This is a genomic window from Pseudomonas sp. RL_5y_Pfl2_73, from assembly GCF_963970515.1.
GTDB lineage: Bacteria > Pseudomonadota > Gammaproteobacteria > Pseudomonadales > Pseudomonadaceae > Aquipseudomonas.
The window spans coordinates 1-2,957 of the sequence record NZ_CAXAPD010000082.1 but is presented as its reverse complement, the minus strand read 5'-3'; the positions used below and the strand labels follow the sequence as shown (position 1 = coordinate 2,957).

Annotated in this window: 2 protein-coding genes; both read right to left on the bottom strand. The window is 62.7% G+C overall.

The window, feature by feature from the left end; genetic code table 11:
* A partial coding sequence (locus tag AACY42_RS28205) for a condensation domain-containing protein (protein ID WP_339483774.1) occupies positions 1 to 2,029 on the bottom strand: 2,029 nt, incomplete at its 3' end.
* 329 nt (positions 2,030 to 2,358) lie between these two features.
* Positions 2,359 to 2,957: phosphopantetheine-binding protein (locus tag AACY42_RS28200; RefSeq protein ID WP_339483773.1), on the bottom strand; the 599-nt coding region annotated here is incomplete at its 5' end.

The window sequence follows — 2,957 nt, the reverse complement described above, 5'->3', positions numbered from 1 at the left end:
GCCACAAGCCGCTATCCAGGTTGATCACTGGCATCGAAGCATCGGCCAACAACCCGACCGTTGCAGCCTGCGCCAACACCGCCGCCGGTGCGCTGTCCTCGAGCATGTAGGCAATCCGATCCAACGGATACGCCGGATCCAACGGCACATAACCACCGCCGGCCTTGAGAATCGCCAGCAAGCCAACAACCATGTCGATACCGCGCTCGACGCAGATAGCCACCCGCGAATCGGGCTCTACGCCCTGCTTGCGCAGGTAATGGGCCAGGCGGTTGGCCCGCTCGTTCAACGCGCGGTAATTCAGGCGTTGCTCACCACGAACCACCGCCACGGCATCCGGGGTACGCTGGACCTGTTCCTCGAACAACCCATGGATCGTCTGTTGTCGCGGATAGTCCGCCTCGGTGGCGTTGAACGTCACCAACAACTTCTCGCTTTCCGACGTCGGCAGGATCGACACCTGCTGCAGGGGTAGCTCCGGCTGCTGTTCAAGCATGCCGACCAGGCTTTCCAGAGCCTGGCGCATAGAGCCGGCAATGCGCTGGGCACCAATCCCGGCCAGGGCCAGCACGCTGAGACTGAAGCCTTCGCCCAGATCATCCACCGACAAAGTCAGCGGATAATTGGTGCCCTCCGCACCGCCCAGCGAATGCAGTCCTTCCCACGCCTCCAGCGTCTGTGCCGTGGGCGCTTGCGCCGTGCCGCTGTGGCGATAGTTGAGCAACGAACCGAACAACGGCGCGGGCGCGGGCACGCCGCTGCAACGCTGGGCCAAGGCCAACGAAGCGTGCTCATGGCCGAGCAACGCGGTCAGGCCCGCATGGGTGGCTTTTACCCCTTCGCGCACACCCTGCCCGGCCAACTTCACCCGCAACGGCAGTGTATTGATGAACATGCCCAGTGCCCGGTCGGCACCGTCGCCGCCCTGCATCCGGCCCATCAACACCGTGCCGAACACCACGTCCTGCCGGCCGGAAACAGCCCCGACCACCCGCGCCCAGGCCAAGTGATACAAAGCTGCCGCGCTGACACCCAACTGACGGGCCTGAGCCCGTAAGCGACGGCTCAATTCTCCATCGATCGGCAGGTGGACTTCCTCGACCACCGATTCGCCTTCGGGCACTGCGGAAAAACCCAGCGGCAACGTTGGCTCATCGACATCGCCGAGCATCTCGCGGAAAAACGCCTCATGGGAATCGCCGCCCACGCCCAGGCGAACCTGCGCCACATAGTTGCGATACGGCACGGGGTCGGGTAACTGGTCGGCCTGCCCGAGCAGGAATGCCTGCATCTCATGCTGCACCAGTTCCAGCGCCGCATGGTCCATCGCCATGTGATGGAACAACAGGATCGCCACCCAGCGCTGATGGATTTGATCCTGCGCACAGACCAGGCGCATCAGCGGCGCCTGGCCGACATCCAAGCGGTGATGCCGGGTGTCGAAGCGTTGTTGCAGTTGCCACAGGATGTCACCATCGGCAGGGTCCAGCGCGATCTCTTCCAGCGTCAACCGGGCCTGGTGCCAGACCACTTGCACCGGTTCGTCCAAGCCTTCCCACACCATCGAGGTGCGCAATATGTCGTGGCGATCGATCACGCCTTGCAGCGCCTGGGTAAAATCATCCAGGCGTGCCCGTCGATCCGCGCCGAACAAGGACTGCAACACATAGGGGTCACCCTGCCCTGCGGCGAGGTAATGGTAGAGAATGCCCTCCTGCAAAGGCGCCAGGGGGTAGATATCCTGCACGTTGCCCGCACCGCCAGGAACGCTGTCGACAATCCGGTCGATCGTCTCCTGGCCGAGGTGGGCCAGGGGCAACATGTCTGGCGTGATACGAAATGCTGGGCTCAGCCAGTCGCCACCGTTTCTCTCCACCAGTTCGAGCAGTTCGCGCTTATGGGCAATCAGGCTGTCCCACAGCGCATTGTCCAGTCCTTCGTCGTCGCCCAGAATCACAAGGTTGTCGTCGTCCTGTTGGAGACGAATCGGGTGCTGGGACAGAGCTGTCATCAATTCGCTGAATTGCATTGAAGAACCTGCTTTTCTAGTTCGGAGTGGTTGACGATAAAAACGTGTTTTTCAGGTACGGCACGGCGCCTGGACGGCGGTTGGGCCGACCTCGGCGCACGGGCCAAAGCGCTGGATAATCGTCACGTTCAACCGAAGGCGGCGGTTCGCGAACCGCCGCCTTACAGGCCAAAAAAAATTAGAGCATTCGGTAGGTGATGTCTGTCATGGGAAGCAGGGACAAGCCCCGACGTCGGCCAGACAGGACATACAGATGCGCGGGATCCAGGGCGAGCGCCCTGCCCGGAAGCCCGGGACAGGGCATTGATCCCTCAGGTGAAGCAGCCGACTCAGATACTGCGTTTGCGCGTGAGCGCGGGAATAGTCGTCATCGGCACATCGATAGGCCGTACCTCGCCCACGGCGGCAGCCACCAGGGCGAGGGTGGGCTGGCCGAACAGCACACGGATATCGGCCTCCATGCCGTCCTTGCGCATGCGTTCGATCAGTGTCACGGCGAGCAACGAGTGACCACCCAGCTCGAAGAAGTGGTCATGCCGCCCCACTCGTTCGACCTTGAGCAACTGCGCCCACAACGCTGCCAGCTTGATCTCCATGTCGCCCACCGGGGCTTCATACAGACGCGTGGTGTATGCATGGCTGTCGGGGGCCGGTAGCGCCTTGCGGTCGAGCTTGCCGTTGGGGGTCAGCGGCAGCGCATCGAGGCGCACGTAGGCGGCGGGCACCATATAGGCCGGCAGCTGCGTTTGCAGCTGCGTGCGCAGGGTTTCGATGTCGACGGCTTCGTCCGGCGAGTGTTGGGTGAAATAGGCGACCAGGCGTTTGTCGCCCGGCACGTCTTCACGTGCCAGGACCACGGTTTCCTTGATGTTTGGCGCCTGGGCGAGCTTGGCTTCGATCTCGCCCAGCTCGATGCGGAAACCACGGA